The sequence below is a fragment of the Pseudomonas sp. TE6288 genome, from assembly GCF_054062095.1.
Genome location: NZ_JBSSEW010000015.1, coordinates 61,216 through 83,388, shown reverse-complemented (window position 1 = coordinate 83,388; position 22,173 = coordinate 61,216). Strand labels below are relative to the sequence as shown.

Here is a 22,173-nt window from a genome sequence, read left to right as displayed (position 1 = left end):
TCAATCTTGCGATGCGTCATACAGATCATAGTCCGATGTCTTGTATTGCGCATGCCTCTGCTTTTACAGATATGGGCGATTCTGACCCGGATCAAGCGCAGATGGCAGCTTCCGACGGTCGGTCAATCGTTTCGCTTTGTTGCAAATCAATCCAGGCCTGCAGATTGGCCCCGCGTTTGCCCTGGCGCCACATCAACCAGGTCATCGCGTGATCGAACGGTGCCTGCAATCGGTGGGCACGCACCTGGTCGCGCCCTGGCAGGCTGTCGAGCATCGACTGCGCCATCAAAGCCACCCCGGCCCCGGCGATCACGCAAGCCAGCATGCTCTGGTAGGACTCGATCTCCATCACCCGGCCCATGGGCGTGTGGGCATGGGCATACCAGGCTTCCAGACGCATGCGGTAGGAGCAGCCCTGGCGGAAGGTGAACACCGCCTTGCCGGCGACATCCCTGGCGCTGTGCACCACCGGGTGCTCGGGGCTGGTGATCAGTACCAGCGTTTCCTCGCACAGTGGCACGCCATCCAGCCCGGCCAGGTTGAGCGGGCCGTCGACCAACGCCGCGTCCAACCGATGGCTGAGCACGCCTTCGAGCAGTTCGGCACTAGGCGCCGCCTGGACCTGCAGGTTCACTGCTGGATAGGCCTGGTGATAACGCGCCAACAGCACCGGCAAGTGGATTGCCGCCGTGCTGTACATGGTGCCCAGCACGAAATCTCCCGCTGGCTGGCCACCCTGCACCGCCGCGAGCGCCTCGTCACGCAGGTTGGACAGGCGCTGAGCATAATCCAGCAGTACCTTGCCAGCCGGCGATAACTGCAGACGCTGGCGCTCGCGTAGGAACAGCTCCACCCCCAGCTGCTCCTCGAGCTGACGCAGGCGCGTCGACAGGTTCGACGGCACCCGATGCAAGCGTTCGGCGGCGCGGGTCAATGACCCCTCCTCGGCCACGGCCTGGAAGATGCGCAGTTGGCTGAACTCCATGAGATTCTCCAAAACAGAACAACTTCATCATCATTATTCAATTTTATTGAAAGTCAATGCGCCCTACCCTGCCATCCATCGCATCCCCTTCGTGCAGGAGATTTCCCATGTCGCCCTTCGTGCAACTGCTGGCCAGTGCCGTGGCGCTGATGATGGCCATGGGCATCGGCCGCTTCGCCCTGACCCCGCAACTGCCCCGGCTGATCGCCGAGGGCCAGTTCGACCTGACCGCTGGCGGCCTGGTCGCCGCCGCCAACTACCTGGGCTACTTCCTCGGCGCGGTGGACGCCATGTTCGCCCGCCAGCCACACCAGGTCCGCCTGCGCCTGCATGGCGGGCTGTGGCTGTGCGTACTGCTGACCCTGGCGTCGTGGGCGGCCGACGGGTTCTGGAGCCATTTGCTGCTGCGCTTCGGCACCGGCGTGGCCAGCGCCTGGGTGCTGGTGATGATCGCCAGCCTCAGCCAGCAACTGGCCAGTGCCCATGGCCGCCAGCGCCTCGGCGCACTGGTGTTCGCCGGGCCCGGTGTCGGGATTGCGGTGACAGGCTTGCTGGCCTTGGCTGCGCACCTGCTGGGGCTGGATTCGGCGGCCCTGTGGCTGGTTTACGGGGTCGCCGCACTGGTCATGCTGCTCGCAGTGCTGCCGTGGCTGCCGCGAGCGCTCGAACCCGTCACCTTGCCCCTTGCCAACGACCGCGGCCCCAACAATGGCATCAGCCGCCTGGGCCTGGTCTACGCGCTCTACGGGATCGGCTACATCCTGCCAGCCACCTTCCTGTCGCAGATGGCCAGCCAGCAGTTCCATGGGCAATGGCTGGCCGACCTGTTCTGGCCGGCATTCGGCCTGGCCTCGGCGCTGGGTGTGATGATCGTCAGCCTGCGCCGCCCGGGCCGCACCTCGACCTGGCTGAGCATCACCCTGTGGCTGCAAGGGCTGGGTGTTCTGGCCTGCCTGCTGGGGGGCGGCGTCGGCCTGGCATTGGGCGTGCTCCTGTGCGGCGGGCCGTTCCTGGCCTGCATGCAACTGGTGATGCAGCGCTCGCGGGAGCTGGCGCCTCATGCCACGCAGCGCAATGCCGGGATGTTGACCGCTTGTTTCGCCCTTGGGCAATTGAGTGGGCCGTTGCTGGCGGCGTTGAGCAGCCATTTCAGTGGGGGATTACAGCCCGCACTGGTAATGGCTGCGGTAGGGATGGGATTGGCCGGGATATTGACCGGGGGCTTCTCGGGTCCACCAACCTGTGCCAGCTTGAGACAGGCAGGCTGACCCTGTGATGAGGCAAGCCCTTGTGGGAACGGGCTTGCCTCGCGATAGGGCCGGAACTGCCGACCGCTTACCCCACCAGTTTGCGCAACTGCTGCCGCACCCACGCCTCGGCGCTGACCATGATCACCCCGAGCAGCACCATCACCGCGCCGATCACGAAGTTCAGGCTCAGCGGCTCGTCCAGCAGCAGCACGCCAAAGGTCACCCCGAACAGCGGCGTGATGAAGGAAAACACCGCCAGGTTCGAGGCCAGGTACTTGCGCAGCAACCAGAACCACGTCAGGTAGCTCACAAACGACACCACGATCCCCTGGAACAGCACGCTGCCCACCGCCAGCGGGGTCAGCGAGAAGTCGGCGATTTGCCCGCTCACCAAGGCGATCAGCACCAGCCCGACAAACCCCACTGCCAGCTGGTAGAACAAAGTCAGGGTCGCCGGCGCCTCGGACAACCGCGAGCCGCGCACCACCACCGTGGTCGCGCCCCAGGCCAGGCCTGCCAGGATCGCCAAGGCATCGCCCAGCAACATGCGCCCATCGAGATGTTCGAGGGAAACACCGCCCGCAAAGGCCAGGGCAATCCCTGCAAACGCCAGCAGGATCCCCAGCCACTGCAACAGCCGCAACCGCTCGCTGGGCATCATGAAATGCAGCCCCAGGGCGGTGAAGATCGGCGCGGTGTAGAGGAACACCGACATATGCGCCGCCGAAGTCAGTTTCAGCCCCTCGGCGATGAACAGGAACTCCAGGCCGAACAACGCGCCGGCCAACAGCCCGGCGCGCCAGGTGCTGCCGACCTGGTTCCAGCCACCCCGGAAGCACACCAGCAAGCCGACCAGTACCGCCGCGATGCCATTACGAAACGCCGCCTGCATGACCGGTGCGATATCCACCGCGGCGGATTTGATCAGCACCTGCTGGCAGCCCCAGATCAGGCACAGCCCCAGCATGACCTGGAAAGCAAAAGCGTCGGGGTTCTTGCGGACCGCGGTCATGGGCGGCCCCTCTGCGGGTTGAATGACATGGCAAGGCTCGGCAGTGAGAATGGATCCCGATTATCGGGGGACCGGCCTTGCCGATGCCAGTCTAAATTGACCCGCCAGCGATCTGCGCCTTGGCCGAGACGTGCTCGAAGGTGGCTTCATCCAGGGCATCGGGCTGTTCATCGAGCACCTGGCGTGGGTGTTCGAAGCCCGGAATGCTGCTGTCGATCAGGCTGAGCAGGCGCGAACCGCGCGGGCTGAGGACGAAATTCTCGCCATTGCCGCCTTCCGCTTCAGGCCGGCTCTCGATAAAACCGCGTTCGAAGAGGATCTTTTCGTACTTGCAGGCCTGGGCCTTGATCTGGTTCAGATCGCCCGGTGCCTCGCCATCAGCGGCCAGCGCGGCGGCATGCTGCTCGGCATAGGGGCGCGGCGTAAAACTGTGACCGGCGCCGTTCTGCACTTCGTGCAGCAAGCGTTCGATCAGGTCCCAGTCGTATGTGCTCATGGGGTAAGCCTCCTGCTGTGGACAAGTAGGTACACAGCGTGGGACTGACAGAGGTTGCCAGGTGTTCCATCAAAACCACGAACCCGCTCATTGCTCTGCGCAGCGCGCCCTGCAGGTTACAAGTCGTTCAGCATTTCACGGATGTATTCGGAAAAACTGTCCGCAACCTGATGAGCCTCACGGCTCACCGGGTCGATATCGACGACCACCCAACCGTTGTTCGTGTCAAACCCTGAACAGTATCCCTGCAGGTCATCCCCGAACAGCAGTATGCCTTCCAGGGCGTTCTCCCCATCCTCATCGTAGACCTGGTCAGGCGTAAGCAGGCCTTCGTACAACATATAAGCCGCCTCACCCACTTCCCCCCATCCAAGCTCCCTGATGAATGCCAGGTAATCAGCCGGCACCTGCGAATGGGCGCCAGCCAGCGCCGAGAGCACCTGCGCTTCGGCGGTCGCCAGTTTGGAAAGGGGGCCGGACACCTTGTCCGGCTGTAGATCGTCATACATTCCCATTCACCCTACCCTCTTATCGTGATGTGAAGATTTCCCTGCCCACACTGTCTTTCCCATGGATGCCACCTTGATGCTGGTCGGGGAAGCGTGCCGGGTGCATGTTCCACCATTCGTTAGGTCCGCCGAACCCACTTTCGATGATGTGGTGTGCATCGTAGGGCTGTCCGGCCTTGCGCACCACCTTTGTCCCATCCTTGCTCATCACATTTTCGGTGTAGCGGGGCCACGTCTGGCCTGTCTTGGTTTCCCACTGGCCGATCAGCTCGTCCTTGATCTTGTTGAACTCGCGTCGGTGTTTCTGGGTTTCCTTGGGCGTGAGCTTGGTGTAGTTCTTTTCCCGCAAGGCATTTGCCAGGTTGTCGCGTTGCTCGGCGGTGACTTTCAGGCCCGTGTGCGCCTCCAGCTCATTGAGATAACGCCGTGCCTGGCTGGAAAGCTGGGTGAACGCCGATGCCGGCCCCTTGGGCGGCCCCTCGCCGGCAGGAGGCTCGTGCGGCTTGCGGGTGTCCGGCACATCCAGGTGAGAGCCCGGCCCATTGCTTCCTTCATGGTGGGTGCCGCCCTTGCGTCCTGGTATGGCGCCCATGATCACGCTGGTGATCAACTTGCCACCGCCAATCAGGAAGTCGCCGCCTTCCTTCTTGTCGAGGTCGCCCTCTCCCTCCATGCGCTCGGCAATGTACTTGCCAACCTTCGCCACGGCCTCCTCGACCTTAGCATTGAAGTCCTTGCCCAGCTCCGTCTGGTCGATCACCTGGCTGACAGCCATCTGAATGACAGCCTTGGGGCCTTGCAGCATGGCAATTGCCACGGTGACCGCCTCGGCCGCATCCGGATGCGCACCCAGGTACTCGTTGATGGTAGAGACGTAGGTCAGTGTCCATTGGACGCTGTCGCGCTCCGCCGTGACATGCGTTGTATCAAGCTCAAGAGCCCCCAGTTTTCGCTCGAGCTCCCGGGTGAAATCCTGCGACTGCTCGAACACATGCTCAAGATTGTTGAGCTGCTGCAATACCTGGGTCTGGAAGTCTTCATTGCCCATCAAGACCATGGCATCGCGTGGCGACATCCCTGCCAGGATCAACGACTCGAGGGTGTTTTCCGCCAGCGCCCGGCCCGCGACCGCGACAGCGCCGCTGTCCATCGGCCGCCCGGTCATCCGCTGGTAACGATTGACCAGAGCGTTGAGGGCATTGCCGGCCTGTTCGAAGTTCTTCAGCGCCGTCTTGTCGTAGTCGAGCAGCCCATCGCTCCACTTCTGTAGCGTCTCCTTGGGATTGAGCACATCGTTCAGCGAGCTGTCGGTCACATAGAGATCGGTGCGCGACTCCTTGTCCCGCGTGATTTCGTAGGCTTTGTCGAGGTCACGGTTCAGCCCGACGGTGGAGTCCTGGCCGCTCTCGGCGTCCTTGCGCACAGTGATATCACCTGCACCCACGGTGGCACGGACGGTCTGCTCACGGTCCTTTTCATACTCCCAGCCGCTGACGCTCCAGCTGGTCTGGTTCTTCGGGCCCTTCTCGTCGTTACCTGCGTCTGCGATGACCTTGCCGTTGGAAGGATCCTGCTCGGCACTGGCCGAACCCTTCTTCCAGCTGCCACCCACATTCAGGTAGTAACCGTGCTCCTTGTCCTTGCCGGCAATGTCGCTGAAGCCCAGGGTGCCGGTGTCGAGTTTGAGATTGCCGTTGTCGGCGGCGATCAGCGCACCGTCGAGCTGGGTGTGGTTCTCGGTGCGGATATCGACCTTGTCACGCCCGGTGATGCGAGTCTGGTCCTCGACCCACTCGGTCTTGCCGGTGGTCTTGCCATAGCCGACCGACCCACTGACACCGGCGCCCGGGCCCACGGTGACAGTGGCATTGATGTCGAACTCCTTACCCTTGACCTTGCCAGTGTCGATGGCCGAGGCCACGTTGAGGTCACCACCGACACGGCCGATCACTTCGTCGCCGCGTACCTGGGCGCCCTTGATGTTGGTGTCCTTGCCGCTGGTGAACTTCAGCTGGTCACCGGCATACACATAGGCTTGCTGATGACGCTGGGTTTCACGCTCCAGGTCGCCCTTGCCCATGTTGACGCTGGCGTAAACGCCCACACCTTCCGAGCCGAAGGTCAGGCCAACCTCGCCACCGCCGCTATGACGGTTCTGCTCCTGCTGGCTGTCGTTCTTGGCAGCCACGATGTTCAGCTCATTCCCCGCGTTCAACTCCACATCGCGACCGGCCTTGACCTGACTGCCCACGATGTTCAGGTCATTGCTGGCATCGAGCTTGATGTTGCCCCCGGCCTCCAGCTGCGCAGGCGTGGAGGTACCCTGCTGGCTATCGGCACTGGCAGTGCCATGGCTGCCGCCGATGCCGACCTTGAAGCCACCGCTGGTGCCACCATGCACGCCGCCCCAGCTCTGCGACTGGTTGTTTTCCTGGCTGCTGCTGCCCTTGGCGACATCTATGTTGATATCCCGGCCTTTGATGTCGATGTCACGCCCGGCCTGGACCTTGCTGCCCTTGATATTGACGTCGTTGCCAGCCTGCATCTTCACATCGTTGCCGGCGTCCAGCGTCGAAGGCCGATTGCTCTGCTCCACGCTTTGCTGGCTGCTGGTCTGCTTGCTGTTGCCGATCTTGCCGTCACCGGTGGGGCCGGTGAAGAACTGGCCGATGGCATCCACGGTCTGCAAGGTGCTGGAACCCTTGCTGACACCATCCTCGCCCTTGCCGGTATTGCTTATCGCATCCTTGGTACTGCCGGCGTTATGTTTGATCGAGCCGCTGACCCCCTGGCTCTCATACTCGCGCTCCTGCTCCTGAATACGCGTGTCACGGCCGGCATCGATGTTGATGTCTCGTCCGGCGCCAAGGCTGATATCGTGCCCCGCCAGCAAGTCCGAACCGGTCTGGTTGATATCACGTCCAGCATTGATATCCAGGTCCTTGCCAGCCTGGATGCGACTGCCGGCAGCCAACTGCTCGCGCAGGCGGTCCTTGGCTTTCTCTTTTTCAACGCCCGCGAAGAAATTGGTACCGTTGTCGTCGGTGTCCGAATGCAGCCCGACGCTGCTCGACTTGGACCACTGTGTATCGTCACGTTGGTTCTGCGCCGCAGTGATGTTCACGTCACGCCCGGCATTCAGGCTGACATTGCGTCCGGCATTGATGCCGCTACCGAGCACGTTGATATCGCGTTCCGCCTCCAGAGTGGCGTCGCGTACGGCGACCACTTGGCTGCCGACACTGGTGCTGCTGCGCGCTTCATGCCCGGAGGTCTTTGCCGACGCAATCGAGACCGAGGGGATCGAGACGTTTTGCACGCCCGGCAGCATCAGCGCTGTCGGCGACAGCATGTCCTTGACCGAAAGCGAGAGCTTGAGCTTCTGCTTGTACTCCTCGCTGCGGCTATAGGCGGTGTCGTTGGCCGACACCAGGTTGACATCGCCCTCGTCGTCCACCAACCCGGCGCGTAGCTCCACATCGTTGCCGGCATTGGCCTTGCTCGCGCGCAAGCGCACATCGCTGCCAGCCGCCAGGACAATGTCGTTGCCGGCATCGAGCTCGCTGCCCACCTGCGTGGCGCGGGTCTGCAGCTGGCTCTTGCCGCTCTTCGACAGGCCCAGGAAGCCGGACTTGGTCTTCTTGCTGAAATCGCCGTGTTCCTCGACGCCGGACAACACCGCCACATCGCGCGTCGCGCCAATCATGAGGTCGCCGCCGGCCTTGAGCTGGCTGCCGATCACCGTGACATCGCGGCCGCCGTCCAGGGAGATGCCGCCATAGTCCTGCTTACTGACGTTGACGGTGAGATCGCCACCCGCCTCGATCACCGAGGCGACGTTGGTGCTGTGGTAGCTCTCCTTCTGGTTCGAACTCTTGCGACCGAACGACCCCTTGCTCTTCTTGAGGTAATAGGACGCGCTTTCGTTCTGGTCGGAAGCGATGGTCAGGTCGCGCTCGACGTCGATGTCGACGTCGCCCTTGCCCTTGACCTGGCTGGCGACGATGGCCATGTCCTGGCCGGCAGACAGCGACACGTCACCCCCGGCCTTGACCGTGGTCGAGACCTGGGTGACCTGGTCCTTGGACTGGGTGACCTTCTTGCTGCGGCTGAAGCTGTGGGCTTCGTTGGCGGCGGAGGTCAGGTTCAGGTCCTCGCCTGCGGCCAGGGAGAGGTTGCGGCCCGCATCGATCTGGCTGGCCACCGCGGTGAGATCACGGCCCGCGCCAATGCTCAGGTCGCGACCGGCGGTAACCGTCGCGCCATGCTGCTGCACGGTGTTGTTGCGCTGGCGGTCGCTGTAGAAGCCTTCGCGCTCCTCGACCGACAGCACGCTGACATCGCGCCCGGCGTTGAGGGACAGGTCGCCGCCACTCTGGATCACGCTGGCGACGTTGTTGATATCCTGGCCGGCCTTGAGGCTGAGGCTGTTCCCGGCTTCGATACGGGCGGCGTTATCCAGGTAGTCCTTGTGCTGGCTGGTGCCGCCGAAATGGGTGACGGCGCGCACCTGGTCACGCTGGTTGAGGATATCTCCATTGACCGCAGTCAGGCTCACGTCGCGCCCGGTGATGATGCCGCCGGCGCTGTTGCTCAGGTTGTTGCCGGCCAGCAGTTCCAGACGCTCTCCGGCCTGGATCAGGCCAGTGTTGACCAGGTTGTTGCCAGCGGTGGCGGACAGGTTGCGGCTGGCCTGCAAGGTCCCGACGTTGGTCAGGTTCTCGCCGGCGATCAGTTGTACGTCCTGGCCGGCGATCAACGCACCGTTGGGGGCCAGGCGATTGTTGGCCTGGGCCAGGTAAAGCACCGGGACCAGGACCTCTTCGCCGTTGACCTGGTGTTTTTCCATCCACACGATGTCATGGGTCAGCGCCGCCACCTGGGAGGCCGTCAGGCCCACACCCAGGCTCAGCTGGAGCTGGTCCTTGCTGCGGATGGCGTTGTCCATCAGGTACTTGAACAGCTGATCGCCAGAGGTCTGGCCATCGATGAACTGCTGGCCGGTACGGGCCACCACCGCCTGCTGGATCAGGCGTTGCTCGTAGAGTCCATCACCCAGGCGCTTCCAGCTCTGGTCCGGGTCGTAGCCCAGGTTGCCGAGCAGATAGTCCGAGCTCATGAACTGCTTGAGGTCGGTGAGGACCGGGTTGGTCTCGATCAGATATTTGTGTGGCTTGCTGGTGTACTGGCTGTCCGGCATACGGGTCACACCCGCAATGTCGGGACGCGCGCTGATCCCCAGGTTGCCGTTGACCGACGGTTCCCGGGCATCGGCACCGGGATGTCGCGTCGCGCGATTGACGTCGACCGGTGCGCCGTTCGGTGCGTAGACACCGATGGTACTTGCGTTGCCGCCCACGGCACCGCCCTGATGGGCGATGCGGTCGATCTGCTGATGGCTCTGGTTCCCCGCACTGGCATCCACAGCCTGCAGCGCACCAGGCTGGGCGCCTGGGGTCGACACCTGGCGGCCTTGGGTCAAGACTTCAGCACTGCCAAGCGTCCAGCTCGAGGCTGTACCACCTGCGCCACTGCCGCCCTGACCACTCAGGCGGAACAGTCCATTCTGCCCGGTGGGCAAGGTGAAACCACCCAAGGCGAGGGGGTTGACCTGTTGTTGTGCCAGGTCAGGGGGAAGCTGGGCATGAATATTGATGACCGTGCTGCCGGCAGCGCTCGGCAACTTGGGGTCGAACGCCTTGGCTGCCGGGCCACCGACCGTCAGCCCTTCCTGGATGACGCTGTTGATCACGTCCCTGGTGGCGTTGATGCTTACCCGGCCACCCGCCTGTACAACGGCATTCGCCGCACCGACCTGGGTGTCATGCACGATGGTGCGCGGATCGAAGAACGTGACGCCTTGAATCTGCGCGGGCAGCGGCGCTCTCACATCAGGGTTGTATGCCGGCGCGATGTTCAGCGAGCCGATCGAGAATCCGTCAAACCAGCTCTTCCAGCCGATGACCGCGATGGTGTTGTAGTTTGCGGTACCGCCAAGCCGGGTATAGGGCGTGATGCGTGATTCGTTCCAGTTGGCATCCCACATTCGCATCGTGCCTACGACATTCCTGCCGCCGTTACTGGTGTCCCTTTTATATTCCGGGTCATTGGCAGCGTTATAGCGCATCACCGCGGCAAAGTACGGCATGGCGTATTTGACCTTGTCAACGCCTGTCAGGTAGAACGACTTCAGCTCCGAATAGGTGCCCAGTGCCTCGCCCTTGTTGAGGAAGTTCTGCACGTTGACCGTGATATCACGCTGGGCGGTGATCACCGAAGCCGAGTTCTCCAGCCGCCCCCCGAGCACAAACAGGTCGCGGCCAGCACGGATTGCCCCGGCAGGCGAGTCGATCTCGACCTTTCTCTCGTAGTACTCTTCGAGCACCATATGACCGGCGCCCGGCCCAGTCTGACGCATACCGATCGAGCTCCACTTCGGTGTGCCCGTGGTCTTGAAAACCTCCTTCCTGTTCTCGATGGCCTGCGCATTCAGGCGCATGTCCCCGGCACTCTCGAGGCTGCCGGAAATGTTCTCCACCTTGTTCGCCAGCCCGCCCGCGGCATTGCCAGCCACCGTCAAGCCACCCAGGCTGTAGACGTCGCCATAGAAGTTGGTCAAGGCGCCGGTATACAGCTGCATGTCCCCGCCACTGAACAACAGGCTGTGATCGTTGCGCAGGCTGCCGGTGGTCACCCGCACCAACTGGTTGCCACCCAAAGTCCCCAGGTTGTTCACGCTACCGGCATTGACCAGCAGATCCCCCGCCGAGCTCAGCCGCCCCTGGTTGGTCAGCAGGCCCGCCACATTGATCGTGGTGTTGCCCACGCCCGTGATGCTGGCGTTGCTGCCCTGGTTCATCTGCGTCGCGCTCACCCCCAGGGTACCCAGGCTGTTCACCCGCCCATTGGCGCTGCTGTAGGTACCCCCCAGGTTGAGGCTGAGCGCGCCGTCACTGGCGATCAGACCTTCGTTGCTCCAGTTGCCGCCGTTGCCCACCAGGCTGTCGAATGCCAGCAACTGGCCGCCGGCAGTCTGGGTGAGGTTGTTGACATTGACCGTCAGGCGCCCGGCCTGGATGGCGCTGCCGTTGGTCCAGCTGTCGGCGGTCAGGGTCAGGCCGCCGCGGGTGCTGAGGCTGCCGCCGGCACGGGTAAGGTTGGCGGTGTCGATGTCGAACACGCCCTTGCCGACGTGCAGCACCTTGCCACCGACGTTCTGCAGCAGGCCGGCGCCGAGGGTCAGGTCACTGTTGCCGATCTCCACCTGGCCATTGCGGTTGTCGAACAGCCCGCCAATGGCGAACTGGCTCTTGCCGCTGGTGCCCACGGCACGCAGTTGCCCCCCCTGGTTGTCCAGAGTGGCGGCCGTGATGGCGAGGGTACTGGCGCTTTCGATGATGCCGCTGCGGTTATCCAGCGCGCCGCTCAGCCCCAGTTCGATACGCTGGCCGACCATCTCGCCGCGTGTGTCGCCACCGTTGAGCAGGCTGGCGCCGGTGACCTTGAGCAGGCCACTGGCGGAGATGCCGCCATCGCGGTTGTCCAGTTGCCCGGTGCGGATCACGGTATCACCGCCGAGCGCGGCGATGCGCCCGCCGTGGTTGTCGAGGCTGGCGCTCTGCACGTCCAGGCTCAGCGCCTGGAGGATGCCGCGCTGGCCAGTGGCATCGCTGCCATTGCGCAGTACACCGGTGGTGCGCACGCCCAGCGCCTGCTTGAGGCTGGCGAGGATGCCGCCGCGGTTGTCGAGGGTGTCGGCGGTCACGGTCAACGCGCCATCCTGGGCGATCAGCTTGCCGCCCTGGTTGTCGAGCAGGCCGGTGGTCTGCGCGGTGATCGCGCCCTTGGCCTGCACGGTGCCCTTGGCGTTGTTCAGGCTGGCCGCCTGCAGGCCTACGTCGCCCTGCTGGCTGTAGATCAGGCCATCGCCTGAGTTGTTGAGCGCCCCGCGGCTGTCGAGCGTGAGCGGGCCATTGGCGGCCAGGGTGCCGCGCTGGCTGTTGTCGACGCTGGCGGCCAGCACCTTGAGCAGGCCCTGGCTGGCGATCTGGCCAGCCTGGTTGTCGACCAGGCCGGCACGCTGGACCAGCAGGTCCTTGCCGGCGAACAGCTTGCCCTGGCGATTGAGCAGCTCGCCGAGCAGGTCGAGGGTCAGCGCGCCCTGGGCGGCGAGGCTGCCGTCGGTGTTGTTCAGGCTCGCGGCGGTCAGGCCCAGATCCTGGCGGGTGGCCACGCGGCCGCCGTGGTTGTCGAGGACGCCGGCGCTGATGACCAGTTTTTCCCCGGCATCGATCAGGCCGCCATCATGGTTGTCCAGCGCCGCCGTGATGGTCAGCTGCTGGCCGCTGCCGCTGGAGAGGATGCCCTTGGCGCTGTTGTCCAGGCTAGCGGCCTTGACGTCCAGGCGTTGCTGGGCGACCAGCGCGCCGCCGTCGCTGTTGCGCAGCGCGCCGGTCACGGTCGCCTGCACGGCGCCGGAGCGGCTCGACAGGGTGCCCTGCTGGCGGTTGTCCAGGCCCTGGCCGGTCACGGTCAGGCCCTGCCAGCCCGAGACCAGGCCATTGCGGTTGTCGATGGCGCCGCTGGTGATAGCCAGCGTCTGTTCGCTGATCAGCTTGCCGTCACGGTTGTCCAGCTCGCTGACGTCCAGCTGCAGGGCCTGGGCGGTGGAGATCTCGCCGCCCTGGTTGTCCAGTTTGGCCAGGTTGACCAGGGTCAGCGGCCCGGCGGTGGTGATCAGGCCCGCGCCGTTGTCCAGGTCGGCGCCGCCCAGGTCCAGCGCGAGGCTGCTGCCGAGCAGCTTGCCGGCGTGGTTGTCCAGGCCCTTGCTGGTGAGGGAGAGCGCGTCCTTGGCTTCGATGCGGCCGCCGTCGCGGTTGCTCAGCGCGCCGGCATGAATCTCCAGCGACTGGGCGCCGATCAGGCCCTTGAGGTTGTCCAGGCGCTGGCTGACCCGCAGCAACAGCCACTGGTCGCTGAGCAGGCGGCCGTTGCCGTTGTCCAGTTGCTCGGCAGCGACGGTGAAGGCCTGGGCGCTGGACATCTCGCCGCCCTGGTTGGCCACGGTCTTGAGGTTGTCCAGCTGCAGCGACGGGGCATTGATCAGGCCGCCACGGTTGTCCAGGTGGCCGTGGCTCAGGTCGAGCGTCACCGAGGTGTCGCTGAACAGCTTGCCGCCCTGCAGGTCGAGGCCGGTGACCGTGGCGGTGAGTGCTTCGCGGCTGCCCACGCGGCCGCCGTCGCGGTTATCGAGCTGGCCGGCGTGCACGTCGAGGGTGCGGTTGCTGCTGATGCTGCCCTGGCGGCTGTTGTCCAGGTGGCCGGTGCTGAGGGTCAGCTGGCCCTTGCTGGCCAGCGCGCCTTTGTCGGTGTTGTCCAGGCTGGCGCTGGCCAGGGTGATGTCGCTGTCGCTGAGCAGCTCGCCGCCCTGGTTGAGCAGCGCGCCGCCCGTGGTCAGTTTCAGGCGGCCGGCGCTGTCCAGTTTGCCGGTGCTGTTGTCCAGGCTATGCGCGGCCAGCACCAGCTGGCCCTCGGCGCTGAGCAGGCCGAGGCGGTTGAGGGCCGCGCCGGTCAAGGTCAGGGTCATGTCCCGCTGGCTGGTCAGGCGGCCACCGTCGTTGTCCAGGCTCAGGCCGGTCAGGGTCAAGCCGGTCTGGGCCTCGAGGCGCGCCTTGTTGCGGTTGAGCAGTGCCTGCAACGCCAGGGTCATGCCGGTGCCGGCCACCAGCAGACCGCCGTCGCTGTTGTCCAGCGAGGTGCCGGTGACCGCGACGGCGGCCTTGCCGGTGATCTCGCCGCCACGGTTGTCGATGCGGTCGACCTCCAGGGTCAGCGCACCATTGCTGCCGAGCAGCCCCGCCTCGCGGTTGTGCAGCTCACCGCCCTTGATCCGCAGTTGCTCGAGGCTGACCAGCGAACCGGCGTTGTTGAGCAAGGTGTCGGCCTGGACCTCGCCCTGGCCTTTGCCGGAAACCTTGCCCTTGCTGTTGTCCAGCGTCCCGGCAACAAGGTTGAGGGCGGTGTCGCCCACCAGGGTGCCCTGGCGGTTGTCCAGGCGACCGTCGACGGTCAGCACCAGGCCGGCGCGGCTGCTGACGGTGCCCTCGCGGTTGTCGAGGCTGGCGGCATGCAGGTCCAGGCCCTTGGCCGAGACCAGGCCCTTGGTGTTGTCCAGCGCCTGGGCAATGCGCACCGTCAAGGCCTGGTCGCTGAGCAGTTTGCCCTGGCGGTTGTCCAGGGAATCGGCCACCAAGGTGAAGCCTTGCGGGCTGGTGATTTCGCCGTTCTGGTTGTCGACGCTGCCGAGGTTTTTCAGCACCAGCACCGGGGCCTTGATCAGGCCATGATTGACCAGCGCGCCCTGGCCCAGGTCGAGGGTGATCGAGGCCTTGCTCAGCATCCGGCCGGCCTGTTGGTCGAAACCGCTGGCGGTCAGGTGCATGGCGCCATCGCTGTCGATGCGGCTGTCGCTGCCTGCGTTGTTGACCTGGCCGGCCTTGAGGGTCAGGCGGTCATTGCCGACCACATGGCCGCTGTCACGGTTGTCGAGGGTGCCGGTGGCGATGTCCATGGCCCCCTGGGCGCCAACTTCGCCGGCCCGGTTGTCGAGGCTGGCACTGCGCAGGTCGAGGGCGCCGTCGGCGGTGATCGAACCGCGCTGGTTGTCGACCTTGCCGGTGGTGGCCAAGGTCAGTTTGCCGGCGCTGCTCAGTTCGGCGTCGCTGTTGTCGAGGCTGGCGGCGGCAATGTCGAGGTCGCCCTCGCTGGTCAGCAGGCCCTTGCCGTTGTCCAGCGCCTGACTCAGGCGCAGGCGTGCGCCCTGCTCGGCGGAAACACGCCCGTCGCGGTTGTCCAGGGTCTGGCCGTCGAGGGTCAGTTGGCCCTTGCCGCGCAGCAGGCCCTGGGCCTGGTTGATGACCTCGGCCACCGTCAGCGCCAGGTCGGTGTCGGCCAGGACCTGGCCGCCGGTGTTGTCCAGACGCTGCCCGGTGAGGCTGAGCGCCTTGGCCGCGGACAGCTCGCCGCCGCGGTTGTCGACGCTATCCACGGTCAAGTGCATGCCCTGCCCGGCGCCGACCACGGCGCCCTGGCGGTTGACCAGTGTGCTGCCCTTGAGGGTCAGCTTGCCGTCGGCGGACAGCTTGCCGCCCAGCTGCTCCAGGCGCGTGACCTGGCCATCGAGATCGCCGCCGCTGGTCAGGCTGCCGCCGCTGTTGTCCAGGTGCGCGGCGACCAGGTCAAGGTTGCCCTTGGCGCCAAGGATGCCGAGCTGGTTGAGCAGCTCGCTGCCGCTGTAGCGGGCCCCGGCCTGGCCGCTGACCAGGCCCTGGTCGCGGTTGTCGAGGTGGTCGATGGTCAGTGTCAGTGCGCCGTCGGCCTCGATCTTGCCGCCGCGGTTGTCCCAGCGCTGGCCTTGCAGGGTCAGCAGGTCCTTGCCCACCAGGCGGCCACCGCGGTTGTCCAGTTGCCCCGCGTCGATATGGGTGGCGCCCACGCCGTTCACCAGGCCCTTGGCCTGGTTGTCCAGCAGCCCGCTGACCTTGGCGGTGAGCGTGCCGTCGCTGAGCAGCTTGCCTTGCTCGCGGTTGTCGAGGCTGGCGGCGCTCACCTTCAACGCCTTGTCGGCAGCCAGCACCCCTTGGCGATTGTCCACCGCCTGGGCGATGGCCAACTCCAGCGCCCCGCCAGTGACCGTACCCTCACGGTTGTCTAAGCTGCCTGCCGTTACCTGGCCGAGGTCAGCGCTGGAAATCTCGCCGTGGCGGTTGTCGATGGCTGCGCCCGTAACCACTGCCAGGCCCGATTTGCTGGTGACCACGCCGCCCTGGTTGTTCAGGGTCAGGGCGCGGATATCCAGGCCGTCGGCCGACACCAGGCCATCGAGGTTGTCGAGCAACTGGTCGAGGCGCACGGTCAGGGCCTGTTCGCTGTAGAACTTGCCGCCCGTGTTGTCGAGGCTGCGGCCTGCCAGGGTGAAGGCGCCCTTGCCGAAGATCTCGCCACGCTGGTTGTCGATATCGGCGATCTGGCGCAGGTGCAGCTGGTTGGCGGCGATCTTGCCGTCGCGGTTGTCCAGCCGGCCATGGTTCAGGTCCAGGGTCAGCGCGGTGACGCTGCTCAGGTGGCCGCCCTGCTGGTCGAGCCGGCCGACATTGACGCTGACTGCCTGGTTGCCGCTGATATGGCCACCCTGGCCGTTGTTCAGGGCCTGGGCGGTCAGGTCGAGGGTGGCCTGGCTGGCGATCCGGCCGGTGCGGTTGTCGACCAGCCCCTGGCTGGTGACGGTGATGCCGCGGTTGGCCAGGACCTTGCCAGTGCGGTTGTCCAGGCTGCCGAGATTCAGGGCCAGGGTATCGAGGCTGGACAGTTCGCCGGCCTGGTTGTCCAGATGGGCCCAGGTGGCGTTCAGTGCGCCCTGGCTGGTGATCTGACCACGGTCGCCGTTGAGCAATTGGCCACCGGTGAGGGTCATGCGCCCGTCGGCGAGCACTTTGCCCTGCTGGCGGTTGTCCAGGGTCGCGGCGTTGACGCTGAGGTCGCGCCCGGCACTGAGGCTGCCGCCCTGGTTGTCCAGGCGGCTGCCGGTGGAGACGGTCAGGTCGCCGCTGGCGATCAGGCGCTGGTTGCGGTTGTCCACGGCACCGGCGCTGAGCTTCAGGTCGGCGCCGGCCACGCGCTCGCCATCGATGTTGATACCCGCCTGGATACCGCCAAGGTTGCTCAGTTGGCCAGCCGCATCCAGTTGTACCGAACCTGCAGCAGTCAGCCCCTGGCGGTTGACCAGCTCGCTGCGGCTGTCCATCTGCAGTTGCTGGCCAGCATGCACCGGGCCCTGCGCATCGATAGCCGCCGCCTGCAGGCGTACATCACCGGTGGCGCTGGCCTGGGCCATGCGCAACTGGCCGTTGGCCTCGAGCTGGATATCGCCGCCGCTGGCGATCATCCGCCCGTCCAGGCGCACGCCGACCCCGGCCTCGGTGCCCACCAGCCTGACCGCGCCGGCATACATGCCGCCCAAGGCGCTGGAGTCGATGGCCAGGCTCGGCTTGGCACTGCCGTCGTCCTGGCGCGCCGTGGCCGTCAGGGTGCGCGCATCGACATCGTTGCGCCCGGCGACGATGGCCAGGTTGCGTGCCTGGATCTCGGCGTTGATTTTCGTGCTGCGGGCAATCAGCTCGAAGCTGTCGACGTTGCTGGCGTTGAGCCCCGCCCCTTCGATGGCGATATGGCCCTGGTCGACCTGGTAACGGCTCAGTTGGCCGTTCTCGAGCACCGGCTTGCCGGTGCTGAGCGTGGCCTGTGGCGTGTTGATGAAGCCGCAGCCATCGCAGGTGATGCCGTGGGGGTTGGCGACGATGACATGCGCCCCGCGCCCGGCCACTTCGGTGTAGCCGCGCAGCTGGCTGGCGTTGGCGCCGTTGACCTCGTTGAGGATGACGTTGGCCGCCGTGCCCTGCAGGTTGGGGTTGCCGAGGATGATGCCACCCAGCTGGGTGGCCTGGGTGCGGTCGGTGGCGTTGTTGAGGATCAGCCCCTGCTGGCCGACGTTGTAGTCGCTGAACTGGTTGTGAGACAGGCCGCTGCCGTTGGGCGCGGCGATATTGATGATCGGCACGCCGTTGCCCGCCTGGTCCAGCCGTGTGCCCGGCCCGCTGACCACCACGCCTTCGGCGGCCTGTGCCCACAGCGGTTGCCAGAACATGGCGTTGGCCAGCAGCAGCGCCAGGCCGCGCTTGGGCAGCCCGCAGAAGCGCTCACGGGGCTGAATGGCGGCCGAGCGTTGGCGGGCCAGGAAGGCAAACAGGCGGACGTCCATGTCAGGTCTCGCAAATCAGGCGGTCAGGTGCTCATGCTTGCCAGCACACCGGTAAGCATTAGCGAAAAAGAGCGCGAGATACTATTTCGCCATCATGGAAGCGTCAAATTAATATCGTCAAAAATAGTAGCCGTATGACGGCACCTGTTCCGCCAGTCGCTCGCGCTGAACTTCCGGCCAGCCAGCGACCTCCACCGCACGAATCGACTGACAAGGGAACCAAAGGATGAAACCGCTACCCTGCATCCTCTGCGCGACAGCCCTGCTCTGCGCGCAGCCCATCTTGGCCTGCACACCGGAAGAGGCCACGCAGAAAAGAGAGCAACTGGCGGGCCTGGTGAGCCAGCTGACCGAGCAGAACGCTCAAAAGGCCAAGGAAATCAATGAGGAGCTTCAGCACATGGACCTCGGCACCGCCAGCAAGGACCTGCCGGACAAATGCCAGTTGATCGACAAGCGCATCCAGGAACTTAAAGAAGCGGAAAGGAAAACCTGACTGCGCCTGGATCAGCGCCGCTGCTGGGCCTGCATGTACTGGCGAAGCAACTGGTTGATGCGGGTCTGGTAGCCGGCGCCCTGTTCCTTGAACCAGGCCAGTACGTCGGCATCCAGGCGGATGGTCACTGTCTGCTTGGCCGGCACCCGCAGCTCGGCGCGGCGGAAGAAGTCATCGTCGAGTTCGGGGATGTCCGAGGTATCGACCGGGGCTTGGTCTTGCTCACAGCTTCTGGACGGTTTCGACATAGCGCGTTACCTCACGTCGAGTGGCTCTTCTGGCGGAAATGATGCGGATCACATCACCCTGTCGTTCGGTGTAGGCGACCACGCTGAGCCAGGCATTGATCCAGCCCATGCCGATCCAGCGTGCCTCCGGGTACTCGAATCGCTCATCCCGCAGCGCCAGCATCGGTTGGCGGAACATCTCGGGCACATCGTTGAAGTCGATACCGTGCTTGCGGATGTTGAGCTGGTTCTTTTCCTCGTCCCATTCAAATCGCACGGGACAATCGTATTTACAGCTGTACATACGCTACTCCTCCTTGGCTGCACATGCCAGAGGAGTGTGGCGCTCGGGCGACAAAATGCCCGGGCTGGAACAGGGTCTGGGAAATGGGCTACGCGCCCTGGGGAAAGAGGTGAAGCAACCCGCCACCGTTGCAGTGGCGGGCTCATTGCCGGAGGGGCTTACTCAGCCGCAGGCTTGCGCTTTTTCAGCGGTGCCAGGCCATCGGCGCTGGCCAGCGGCGCGTTGGCCTTCGGCTTGGCGGACGGCTTGCGCTTGGCGGCGCCCTTCTTGTCGGCGCCCGCCTTCTTCTCGGTCTTTTTCTTCTTGGTGCCGGCAGCCTTGCCCGACGCCTTGACCTTCTTCGGACCGTTATAGGTACCCTTGACCTCCTTGATGACGCGGCGTTCGAACTGCTGCTTGAGGTAGCGTTCGATGCTCGACATCAGGTTCCAGTCGTTGTGGGTGATCAGCGAGATCGCCAGTCCTTCGCCACCGGCACGGCCGGTGCGGCCAATACGGTGCACGTACTCGTCACCGCTGCGTGGCATGTCGAAGTTGATCACCAGGTCCAGGCCGTCGATGTCCAGGCCGCGGGCCGCGACGTCAGTGGCCACCAGCACCTTGGAGCCGCCGTCCTTGAAGCGGTCGATGGCCAGCTTGCGGTCCTTCTGGTCCTTCTCGCCATGCAGGACGAACGCCTTGACCTCCTTGGCCACCAGGTGGCCGTAGATACGGTCGGCCAGGGCGCGGGTGTTGGTGAAGATGATTGCCTTCTTGTAGGTCTCGTTGGCCAGCAGCCACTGCACGATCTGCTCTTTATGCTGGTCGTGGTCGGCAGTGATGATCTGCTGGCGCGTGCCTTCGGCGAGCTGCGAGACGCTGTTGAGCATCAGGTGCTCAGGGTCTTTGAGCACCTTGCCGATGATGTCGCGCAGGGCAGCGCCACCGGTGGTGGCCGAGAACAGCAGGGTCTGCTTGCGGTTTTCGCACTCTTTGCACAGGCGCTCCATGTCTTCGGCGAAGCCCATGTCGAGCATGCGGTCGGCTTCGTCGAGGATCAGTACGTCAACGTGGGACAGGTCGAGGTTGCCAGCATTGAGCTGCTCGAGCAGGCGACCCGGGGTACCGATCAGCACGTCCGGCACCTTGCGCAGCATCGCCGCCTGTTCCTTGAAGTCTTCACCGCCGGTGACCAGGCCGGACTTGATGTAGGTGAACTGCGAGAACAGCTGCACCTGCTTGAGGGTCTGCTGGGCCAGCTCACGCGTCGGCAGCAGGATCAGCGCACGGATTTCCACGCTCGGCCCGCTGCGGTCGACCAGGCGGTTGAGCAGTGGCAGCACGAAGGCGGCGGTCTTGCCGCTGCCGGTCTGCGCCGTCACCCGCAGGTCACGCCCTTGCAGGGCCAGGGGAATGGCCGCCGCCTGCACCGGGGTCGGCTCGACAAATTTCAGCTCGGCCACGGCTTTGAGCAGGCGTTCGTGCAGGGCGAATTGGGAAAACACGGGGTAACCTCGGGCAAGTGCGAAAAATTCAGTTGCATAGGGTAACGTTTTCCGTGGCCAGAACCGAATTTCTTTTGGCAACTTTGCGCCGATCCACGCTCTAATAACGCTTCGTACCGCAACACAGACCGTTTCCAATCCCATGGACATCCAACGCTTCTGGCGTGACGCCCTCGACCTCTGGGGCACGCTGGACCAACACCCCCTGCTGCACGCCGCCCTCGGCCTGGCCGTGCTGCTGCTCGTCTCGCTGCTGATCGGCCGTCTGGCGCGCTTCCTGATCCTGCACTCCACCCGCCTGCTAGGCCGCCAACAGGCACTCAGATGGCTGGACGATCTGCGCCACAACAAGGTGTTCCATCGTCTGGCCCAGACCACCCCGTCGCTGGTGGTGCAGTTCGGCCTGAAGCTGGTGCCGGAGCTGTCGGCCGCCGCCCAGCATTTTCTCGGCAATGTCGCGCTGGCCGTGACGCTGCTGTTCATGACCCGCGCCCTGTCCTGCCTGCTCGACGCGCTGCTGGACATCTACGCCCGCACCGAACATGCCCGCACCCGCTCGATCAAGGGCTACATGCAGCTGGCCAAGATGATGCTGTGGATCTTTGCCGCCATCGTCATCGTCGCCACCCTGATCGACCGCTCGCCACTGTTGCTGCTGTCCGGTCTGGGCGCCATGTCGGCGGTGCTGCTGTTGGTGTACAAGGACACCCTGCTGTCGTTCGTCGCCAGCGTGCAGCTGACCAGCAACGACATGCTGCATGTCGGCGACTGGATCGAAATGCCCCAGGCCGGCGCCGACGGCGACGTGGTCGACATCACCCTGCACACGGTCAAGGTGCAAAACTTCGACAAGACCATCGTCTCGATCCCCACCTGGCGCCTGATGAGCGAGTCGTTCCGCAATTACCGCGGCATGCAGCAATCCGGCGGGCGGCGGATCAAACGCAGCTTGTTCATCGATGCCGCAGGCGTACGTTTCCTGACCCAGGAAGAAGAACAGCGCCTGGGCCAGGTGCGTCTGCTCGGCGACTACCTGGCCGGCAAGCGCCAGGAGCTGCGCGAATGGAACGAAGCCCAGGGCCACAACGCCGGGCTGTCGGCCAACCGCCGACAGTTGACCAATATCGGTACCTTCCGCGCCTTCGCCCTGGCGTACCTGAAGAGCCACCCCAACGTGCACCCGAACATGACCTGCATGGTCCGCCAGATGCAGACCACCGCCGAAGGCGTGCCGCTGGAGATCTACTGCTTCACTACCACCACGGTGTGGGCCGAGTACGAGCGCATCCAGGGCGATATCTTCGACTACCTGTTGGCCGTGCTGCCGGAGTTCGGGCTGAGCCTGTACCAGCAGCCCAGTGGCAATGACATGCGTGCGGGGCTGGCGGCCAGGCCGCAGCCTCAGACCCAGCCACGCAGCCTGGACGTATTGAGCGAGGCTTGACCGTCCAATCGGGGCGCCCGACCGGGCGCCCTTTGCATTGCGCCCCCAAGGCGCACTACCCTGGAGCCATCCAGGACGACGTCATCACGGAAGATCGACGGCCCAATCGCCACGCCCATCCCTGACGCTCGACAGACGCCTGCCACAACC

11 protein-coding genes are annotated in these 22,173 nt (G+C 64.7%); 3 read left to right on the top strand and 8 right to left on the bottom strand.

All coding sequences use genetic code 11. The annotated features are described in order from the left end of the window. Positions 1 to 91 precede the first annotated feature (91 nt). Entirely contained in the window at positions 92 to 985 is an 894-nt protein-coding gene (ptrR, locus tag ACVWY1_RS17130) for a putrescine utilization regulator PtrR (protein WP_457378544.1), read from the bottom strand. A 107-nt stretch (positions 986 to 1,092) separates the two neighbouring features. Here ptrR and ACVWY1_RS17125 point away from each other — a divergent pair, with 107 nt between their 5' ends. After that, positions 1,093 to 2,253, top strand: coding sequence for an MFS transporter (locus ACVWY1_RS17125; RefSeq protein WP_457378543.1), 1,161 nt, complete (start codon positions 1,093 to 1,095; stop codon positions 2,251 to 2,253). Between the two features lie 67 nt (positions 2,254 to 2,320). Here the strand turns inward: ACVWY1_RS17125 and ACVWY1_RS17120 are convergent, their stop codons facing one another. From ACVWY1_RS17120 to ACVWY1_RS17105, 4 genes are all read right to left on the bottom strand, one after another. Then, the gene (locus ACVWY1_RS17120) at positions 2,321 to 3,247 is read right to left on the bottom strand and encodes a DMT family transporter (RefSeq protein ID WP_102684354.1); all 927 of its coding nucleotides are present in this window, start codon (positions 3,245 to 3,247) and stop codon (positions 2,321 to 2,323) included. Positions 3,248 to 3,338: 91 nt separating this feature from the next. Next, a complete protein-coding gene (locus ACVWY1_RS17115; protein ID WP_139672903.1) occupies positions 3,339 to 3,743 on the bottom strand; it encodes a transcriptional regulator in 405 nt (134 codons plus the stop codon). A gap of 116 nt (positions 3,744 to 3,859) precedes the next feature. Beyond that, a complete protein-coding gene (locus ACVWY1_RS17110) occupies positions 3,860 to 4,252 on the bottom strand; it encodes an SMI1/KNR4 family protein (protein WP_139672906.1) in 393 nt (130 codons plus the stop codon). 19 nt (positions 4,253 to 4,271) lie between these two features. Further along, positions 4,272 to 18,068: a hemagglutinin repeat-containing protein gene (locus ACVWY1_RS17105; RefSeq protein WP_457378542.1), complete on the bottom strand. Its 13,797-nt coding sequence runs from the start codon at positions 18,066 to 18,068 to the stop codon at positions 4,272 to 4,274. 226 nt (positions 18,069 to 18,294) lie between these two features. On the opposite strand from ACVWY1_RS17105, the gene ACVWY1_RS17100 reads away from it, so the two are divergent. Next, positions 18,295 to 18,564 carry a hypothetical protein gene (locus ACVWY1_RS17100; RefSeq protein ID WP_139672912.1) on the top strand — a complete coding sequence of 90 codons (270 nt, stop codon included), beginning with the start codon at positions 18,295 to 18,297 and terminating at the stop codon, positions 18,562 to 18,564. 11 nt (positions 18,565 to 18,575) lie between these two features. Here the strand turns inward: ACVWY1_RS17100 and ACVWY1_RS17095 are convergent, their stop codons facing one another. From ACVWY1_RS17095 to ACVWY1_RS17085, 3 genes are all read right to left on the bottom strand, one after another. After that, positions 18,576 to 18,812, bottom strand: coding sequence for a BrnA antitoxin family protein (locus tag ACVWY1_RS17095; RefSeq protein WP_023631177.1), 237 nt, complete (start codon positions 18,810 to 18,812; stop codon positions 18,576 to 18,578). Continuing rightward, positions 18,787 to 19,068: a BrnT family toxin gene (locus tag ACVWY1_RS17090; RefSeq protein WP_457378541.1), complete on the bottom strand. Its 282-nt coding sequence runs from the start codon at positions 19,066 to 19,068 to the stop codon at positions 18,787 to 18,789. The genes ACVWY1_RS17095 and ACVWY1_RS17090 overlap by 26 nt, the downstream gene beginning before the upstream one ends. Before the next feature lie 185 nt (positions 19,069 to 19,253). Beyond that, complete coding sequence (locus ACVWY1_RS17085) at positions 19,254 to 20,579, bottom strand: DEAD/DEAH box helicase (RefSeq protein ID WP_023631179.1); 1,326 nt, start codon at positions 20,577 to 20,579, stop codon at positions 19,254 to 19,256. A gap of 142 nt (positions 20,580 to 20,721) precedes the next feature. Between ACVWY1_RS17085 and ACVWY1_RS17080 the strand changes: the two genes are divergently transcribed. Further along, positions 20,722 to 22,023, top strand: a complete 1,302-nt coding sequence (locus tag ACVWY1_RS17080; protein WP_457378540.1) for a mechanosensitive ion channel family protein — start codon at positions 20,722 to 20,724, stop codon at positions 22,021 to 22,023. Positions 22,024 to 22,173 lie beyond the last annotated feature (150 nt).